Genomic DNA, 7,264 nt, shown 5'->3' with positions numbered 1-7,264 from the left:
AAATCATCTTCGATGCACTAAAATGAATTCCTTTCCTTATGGCACAACGTTAACTGCAAAACTGTTTCGGTAACCTTTTTCTATGGCGCAACGCGAGAAGCACATCAATGTAAATAAATTAATGACTGGAAAAGCAACTGGACCATGGCCCGTAAAACAAAGGAAAATTCGGAATTAACCCGGCAGCGCCTGATCGGGGCGGCGCACCAGGTATTTCTGACGCGCGGTGTAAGCCGCACAACGATGGAACATATCGCGGTCCAGGCCGGCGTCACGCGGGGTGCGATTTATTGGCACTTCAGTAATAAACTCGATCTGTTTCAGGCCATGCGTGAGCAAGTATTGCTGCCATTGATTGATCGCATGGACGATACTCTGCTGGTCGAAGGTTGTGAAGATGCGCTTACGTGTATAGAAAATTTTTTATGCGGTACTGTTCAATCCCTGGTGGACAGCGTCGAAACGCGCCAGGTATATGAAATCCTGATGATAAAGTGTGAATATGTAGATGAGTTCGCTACTGTTTTGCAGCAAATTTTGTGTAACTGTTCTGATATCGAGGAAAAATTGCGGTTGATTTACGAGCGCGCGGAAGCCCAGGAGCAGCTGCATCCATTGCGCGATCCTGCTCAGTTGGCGATGGATACGCATCTATTTTTTATCGGACTGTTGCATATGTGGGTAAAAGATACGGATGGCAATCAGTTTCGCCATCAGGCGATTGAGTTGGTAAAAGCCCATATGAATCTCCGTCGCCGCAAGAGTACCTTGACGCAACCTTCCAGTTAGCTGGATTCTCGAGGGACCCTCTCCTGCCAGTTGTTTCTTTTACAAAAATCCGTTTAACAGTGTTCAAGCAAGTTCAAATCATCATCCAGTGACTACAAAAAGAGTCTAGGTGCGCAGCAGCAAATCTAGGGGGAGTGGCGCCAGGTGCCGGAATGGGCAGCGCGGTCGAATCCGAGTGGAAAAACCCGGTAGTGGCTGAAGTGGACGATCCGGGGCATCAGGCGTCGTTTGGGTAAATAAGGAGGCAACAAAAGAATATTGCTGAGGTGCGCCTGGGGCGCTTGAACAAACCAAGCGCCCCGGGCGCACCTCAGCAGGCTTTCTGTATTTCTATTTCAGCTTTACCTTTCTACGGTTTACCATGAAACCCATCAGTCCGAGCCCGGCCAACAGCATGGCATATTCGTTGGCTTCCGGAACTGCTGAAACTGCAGCGTCCCCCGTGATTGCCAGTTGGAGGGGAAGCGGGTTTTCGACCCCCACTGTTGTGCTGAAACCAGGGGTGTCAGTTAATTGACCTGCTATATCAGCACCTGCATATGCGATATCTGTACCGAGCACGGCAGATACTCCGGTATTGTTGGTTCCAGCTGCCGATGCGACCCACGCGCTGATCCCGGTAGAGGTTGAGGCATCTGCATCAGCAAAGAGGCTGAGCTTTGGAGCCGTGACATCGCCCTTGGTGATCGCGGTGACAGCGGGTGCACCCACCGTAATCGTGGTTGTATTATCCACCGCTTGTGCAGCGATGACTTCGCTCGTGACGGCGATCGCCGGTGAGCTCAACGTTACCTTGGTTGTGGCTGGCACCGGCATGGTGGCTGCTATGCCAGCATCGAGCGCGGTTAGACCGGATGTGCTGGTTAAAACCTTGGCTCCTGCGGAAACCCCTAAGCGGGTAGATACTCCCAGGTCATTAGAAACTCCCAAATCTATGTCTGCACCGGTAGCAGTTCCCATGTTGGCGGAAGTTCCTAAGCTTGTAGAGGTGCCTAGGTTCGTAGAAGCGCCGGATCCGGCATAAGCGCCTGAGCCTGTGGAAACGCTAAGTCCCGTAGGTGCTCCTAATCCTGCAGAAACTCCTAATCCGCCAGATGCTGACGATTCCGCCGCGAGCCCAAACACCGCAACGAGGGCGAGTACCACCTTTTTCTTATTAATTTTCATAATGCTTATTCTCCAGGTTTTTAATATTGTTTTTGAAAAAAATGAAGCTGCAGCCGGCCAATGGCGTCTAATGAAACAAACACGGCAATAGCGCGGCTATAGGCATAAAAGCAATTTGTATGCCAGAAAATATTAATCGTTAAATCAGTGGATTACAGATATTTTGCCAGTTTTAAGCAAAATTTCGTCCCCCACGGGAGACGCTTGTTCATGTGCTTCAATCAAGCACATGAACTATAAGATTTTTTCCTGTCGTCATACCAAGACAGATTTCCGCTTCCTATGCTCCAGAGCGTAAGCGCCACTTCCAAGTGTTTAGAAGTTGAATCAGTTGAGGCAAGAAACCTGCTTATTGCAAAAGGGCAAGGGCAAAAATAAAGAAAGGAAATTCATAATAATTGGCTATGCGCGGTATCCACCCGTGACCAGAATTCGGGTTTGCAGATAGACGCTTTGAACAAAGTGGGGTGTAAACGGATATTCGCCGATCGAGGCGTCTGCGGAGCCGCTATCGAGCGTGAACGACTGTCTCAGGCAATTGCCGCAACTGGGAAAGGTGACAGACGTGTCCCGCGCTTATTTACGGCAGATGTTGACCTTCTGCCGGTGACGTTTTGTTATAGTTGACTAAATCAATCAGGTATCTTATAGTTGACTAAATCAGTCATGTATTGGTAATGACTGAACCGGTTTTTGATCAATATCCCTATTTGATTGAATCACAAGAGTAAAGAGGAGTTTATCATGCGGCTAACAACCAAAGGACGGTTTGCGGTAACGGCACTCCTGGATCTTGCAATGCAGCACAGCGCTCACCCTGTGACGCTCGCCGAAATTAGTCAGCGCCAGCAAATCTCGCTATCTTATCTTGAGCAATTGTTTGCCAAACTGCGCCAGCGCAGGCTCGTCGACAGTGTGCGAGGTCCGGGTGGCGGTTATTGTTTGGCTAAGGACACGGCGCACGTGTCGATTGCGGAGATTATCCTCGCTGTTGACGAACCGATCGACTCGACGCAATGCAGCGGAAAGGAAAATTGTCACAACGATAAAAAGTGCATGACTCACGACTTATGGGTAAAGCTCAATGAACTCATTTTCGATCACCTTGGTGCAGTGACGTTGAAACAGTTGGTTGATGACCAGAAAGCAAGAAGTGATGCAAACAAGGCGAGAGAGAATGGCGTTATGCAAATGCTCGATATGCGAAACGTGATTCCGCCGGAAAAGGCTGTGCCTGAGCTTGGGCATGCCGCATTTTCGGCGTGATTCCGATCAAGGACCTCCGCTTTTATTCTGGTCGCCATATTTTGCGAATGGTAATTGGAGAATAGCATGGCAGTAACATTAACCGAAAACGCAGCCAAACAGATCCGTAAGCAGCTTGCAAAGCGGGGCAAGGGATTGGCGCTGCGCATCGGCTTGAAAAAGGTGGGCTGCTCCGGGTTTGCTTATACATTCGACTATGCTGACGAAATTCTTGCTGGCGATCAGATGTTCGAATCTTATAACGCCAGTGTAGTGGTTGATGCCAGCAGTCTGCCTTTCCTGGATGGTTCCCGTGTGGACTTTGTCAGGGAAGGGCTTAATGATTCGTTTAAATTTGAAAATCCCAACGTCGACAATACATGCGGCTGCGGTGAAAGCTTCAGTTTGAAAGAACCAGCCAAAGTTTAGTTATGTCAAAGATCTGAGAAGTAAAAAAACAAGAGCCGTATACGGAGCGGCAATGCCTTGACGTATCCTCAAGGCAAACGACATTGGAGCAATCGACATGAGTGCAGTATTACAAAAACTGGTCAATCAGCCTTATAAGCACGGCTTTGTTACCGAGATCGAGTCCGATATCGCGCCAAAAGGGCTTAACGAGGACATTATCCGCCTCATCTCATCAAAGAAAGAGGAGCCCGAATGGCTGCTTGAGTTTCGGCTGAAGGCGTATGAGCAATGGCTCAAGATGGAAGAGCCACGGTGGCCTAACGTCAAGTATCCGAAGATTGATTTTCAGTCAATCAGCTACTACGCGGCGCCGAAGCAGAAAAAGAAGCTGAACAGCATGGACGAGGTTGATCCCGAATTACTGCGCACTTTTGAGAAACTCGGGGTGCCGATGCATGAGCGGGCAGCGCTCGCCGGCGTAGCGGTAGATGTGATTTTCGACAGCGTGTCGGTTGCGACGACCTACAAGCAGAAGCTTGCCGAGGTGGGCATAATATTCTGCTCGATTTCGGAAGCCGTTCATGAGCATCCGGACCTGGTGAAGCAGTATCTTGGCACGGTGGTGCCGGTGGGCGACAATTACTACGCTGCGCTTAATTCGGCCGTTTTTACGGATGGGACATTCTGCTTTATTCCCAAAGGCGTGAAATGCCCCATGGATCTGGCTACGTACTTCCGAATCAATACGGAGGAATCGGGACAATTCGAGCGTACTCTCATTATCGGCGCGGAGGGTTCATCGGTCTCATATCTCGAGGGTTGTACCGCGCCCAAATTCGATACGAATCAATTGCATGCCGCTGTGGTTGAACTGGTAGCGCTGGACAACGCCGACATCAAATACTCGACAGTGCAAAATTGGTATGCGGGCGACGAAAATGGCATGGGTGGCATTTACAACTTCGTTACCAAGCGTGGCTTGGCCAAGGGCGTTAATTCGCGTATTTCTTGGACCCAAGTTGAAACCGGCTCGGCTATTACCTGGAAGTATCCTTCATGTATTCTTCAGGGCGAAAACTCGGTAGGAGAATTTTATTCGGTGGCTGTCACCAATAACTATCAGCAGGCAGATACCGGCACCAAAATGGTTCACATCGGAAAAAATACGCGCAGCACCATAGTCAGCAAGGGTATCTCGGCCGGCCATTCCAATAACAGCTACCGCGGACTGGTCAGAATCGCGCCTACCGCTACTGGGGCGCGTAATTATTCACAGTGTGATTCAATGCTGATCGGCGACAAATGCGGAGCCCATACCTTTCCTTACATACAGGTTCGCAACCAGGAAGCCAAGGTCGAGCATGAAGCATCAACGTCAAAGATCGGTGAAGACCAACTATTTTACTTTGCCCAGCGTGGTATCGGCAGCGAGGAAGCGGTATCGATGATCATTAATGGATTCTGCAAGGATGTATTTCAACAGTTGCCGATGGAGTTCGCGGTCGAAGCGACCAAGCTGCTCGGATTCAAGCTCGAAGGGAGCGTCGGATGATTTATCAGGATAGCAAAACGTTACTTGAAATACGTGGGCTGCGAGCGACTGTCAACGGTATCGAAATCCTCAAGGGTATAGACCTTACGGTCAAATTCGGTGAAGTGCACGCTATCATGGGAACAAATGGCTCGGGCAAAAGCACCCTTGCAAAGGTGCTGGCTGGCCACGACGCATACCAGGTAACCGGCGGTTCGGTAGCGTTTGAAGGAAATGATCTGTTTGATCTGAAACCGGAAGAACGCGCGCGCGCGGGCGTATTTCTCGCCTTTCAGTATCCGGTCGAGATCCCCGGCGTTGCCAATAGCCACTTTTTGCGCCTCGCCTACAATACAGTACAGGCACAACGCGGCAAGGACGAGCTTGATCCGCTCGAATTTGATGACCTCGTGCGTGAAAAAATGAAATTGCTGGACATGAACCCCGATTTTCTCGATCGTGGCGTCAATGAAGGTTTTTCCGGCGGTGAGAAAAAGCGGAACGAGATATTGCAAATGGCGCTGCTTGAGCCACGGCTGGCGATTCTCGACGAAACCGACTCCGGACTCGACATCGATGCGCTAAGGATCGTCACCAAGGGTGTGAACCGCCTGGCCAACAAGGATAATGCAATCATATTGGTCACCCATTATCAACGCCTTCTTAATTACATCGTGCCGGACTACGTGCACGTAATGGAGGCAGGTCGCATCATCAAGACCGGCGACAAAGAGCTTGCACTCGATCTCGAAAATCGTGGATATGACTGGGTCGGCGCCGAGCAACGTGCTGCGGTCGAGGCATGAGCATGAGCATGGTTACCGGCAACAGCTATCTCGAAAGCTTGCTTCAGGGACAGCCACAACTGCCGCCCAGCCGTCTCGCATGGTTTAATCAGTTGAGAGCAAATGCTGTTGACCGTGCCGGTACATTAAAGGTGCCGACTACTCGGGACGAAGAGTGGCGCTTTACCGATATTTCACCGCTTGCCAAGCTGTCCTTCCAGCCGCTGCGCGGTGCATCGAGGGTGAAAACTGCCGACGTGGAACGTTTCTATCTGGACGAAGCGGCGGTCAGGCTCGTGTTCGTCGATGGCGCATATATGCCGCAGTTTTCAACATCGCCGAATAGGGCCAAGGAGCTCGGTTTGGTAGTCACGGATCTGTCGACGGCTATTGCCACGCATGGCGTGGCAATAGAGCCGCATCTTGGGCGCCATGCCGGGTTTGAGCATAACCTGTTCACCGCACTGAATACCGCGTTTCTCCACCACGGGGCATTGGTCGTGGTACCGCGTGAGACGGCGGCAAGGGAACCGGTGCATGTGTTGTTCATTGCAACACAGCCAGAGGCTGCAAGCCATCCGCGTTGCCTTCTGATTGCCGAATCGGGTAGTTCGGTCACGCTCGTCGAGGATTATGTTACGCTTCATGAAGGCGCGTATGTCACCAATGCGGTGGCAGAAATCGCGCTGGGAGATAATGCCGAGGTCAATCACATCCGGGTGCAGCGAGATAGCATCCACGCGTTTCATATCGCAAACTGTGCGGTATCGCTAGCGCATGCTAGCCGCTATCGATCGGTCAGCGTCGCGCTGGGTGCGCGTATTTCACGATATGATTTGAATGTGCTGCTTGCGGCGGAGGGAGCCGAGTGCACGATTGACGGGCTCGCCTTGATTACGGAACGCCAGCTTGCCGATACCCATTCCAGCATTGATCATGCGGTGCCGAATTGCACAAGCCGCCAGTTACATAAATGCATCGTGGACGGCGCTGCGCACGCCGTGTTCAACGGTAAGATAATAGTACGTCCAGGGGCTCAACATACTGATTCTACGCAATCGAGTCGCAACTTGCTGCTGAGTGGGAAGACGCGTGTCGACACCAAGCCACAGCTTGAAATTTTTGCGGACGACGTAAAGTGCGCGCACGGCGCCACCGTTGGTCAACTCGCCAGTGAGGAGCTGTTTTATCTCAAGAGTCGTGGACTATCCGAGGTAATGGCGCGCAATCTGCTGACTTACGCGTTTGGCGCCGAAATTATCGATCGCATTTCCATTGCATCCCTCAAGCACCGGCTTGAGCGAACGGTACTTGAGCGGACTCAACGAGATTGACC

General features: G+C 51.1%; 8 protein-coding genes. 7 read left to right on the top strand and 1 reads right to left on the bottom strand.

What is annotated here, in order from left to right; genetic code table 11:
- Window positions 1-144 precede the first annotated feature (144 nt).
- A complete protein-coding gene (locus BLS94_RS06255) occupies window positions 145-789 on the top strand; it encodes a TetR family transcriptional regulator (protein ID WP_090958618.1) in 645 nt (214 codons plus the stop codon).
- A 330-nt stretch (window positions 790-1,119) separates the two neighbouring features.
- Here BLS94_RS06255 and BLS94_RS06250 read toward each other — a convergent pair whose 3' ends face one another.
- A complete protein-coding gene (locus BLS94_RS06250; protein WP_090958615.1) occupies window positions 1,120-1,956 on the bottom strand; it encodes a hypothetical protein in 837 nt (278 codons plus the stop codon).
- Between the two features lie 387 nt (window positions 1,957-2,343).
- Between BLS94_RS06250 and BLS94_RS06245 the strand changes: the two genes are divergently transcribed.
- From BLS94_RS06245 to sufD, 6 genes are all read left to right on the top strand, one after another.
- The gene (locus BLS94_RS06245) at window positions 2,344-2,583 is read left to right on the top strand and encodes a recombinase family protein (RefSeq protein WP_090958612.1); all 240 of its coding nucleotides are present in this window, start codon (window positions 2,344-2,346) and stop codon (window positions 2,581-2,583) included.
- 117 nt (window positions 2,584-2,700) lie between these two features.
- Entirely contained in the window at window positions 2,701-3,222 is a 522-nt protein-coding gene (locus tag BLS94_RS06240; protein WP_090958609.1) for an Rrf2 family transcriptional regulator, read from the top strand.
- 66 nt (window positions 3,223-3,288) lie between these two features.
- On the top strand, window positions 3,289-3,630 hold the full coding sequence (locus BLS94_RS06235; RefSeq protein ID WP_072767189.1) for a HesB/IscA family protein: 342 nt from the start codon (window positions 3,289-3,291) through the stop codon (window positions 3,628-3,630).
- Window positions 3,631-3,727: 97 nt separating this feature from the next.
- Window positions 3,728-5,164, top strand: coding sequence for a Fe-S cluster assembly protein SufB (gene sufB / locus BLS94_RS06230; RefSeq protein WP_072767188.1), 1,437 nt, complete (start codon window positions 3,728-3,730; stop codon window positions 5,162-5,164).
- Window positions 5,161-5,949: a Fe-S cluster assembly ATPase SufC gene (gene sufC, locus BLS94_RS06225; protein WP_072767187.1), complete on the top strand. Its 789-nt coding sequence runs from the start codon at window positions 5,161-5,163 to the stop codon at window positions 5,947-5,949. The genes sufB and sufC overlap by 4 nt, the downstream gene beginning before the upstream one ends.
- A 2-nt stretch (window positions 5,950-5,951) precedes the next feature.
- Window positions 5,952-7,262, top strand: coding sequence for a Fe-S cluster assembly protein SufD (sufD, locus tag BLS94_RS06220; protein ID WP_256325306.1), 1,311 nt, complete (start codon window positions 5,952-5,954; stop codon window positions 7,260-7,262).
- The last annotated feature ends 2 nt before the right edge of the window (window positions 7,263-7,264 follow it).

It is taken from the genome of Nitrosospira sp. Nsp18 (genome assembly GCF_900103145.1).
In the GTDB taxonomy this organism is placed as follows: domain Bacteria; phylum Pseudomonadota; class Gammaproteobacteria; order Burkholderiales; family Nitrosomonadaceae; genus Nitrosospira.
This window is presented reverse-complemented; position numbering and strand designations above follow the sequence as displayed.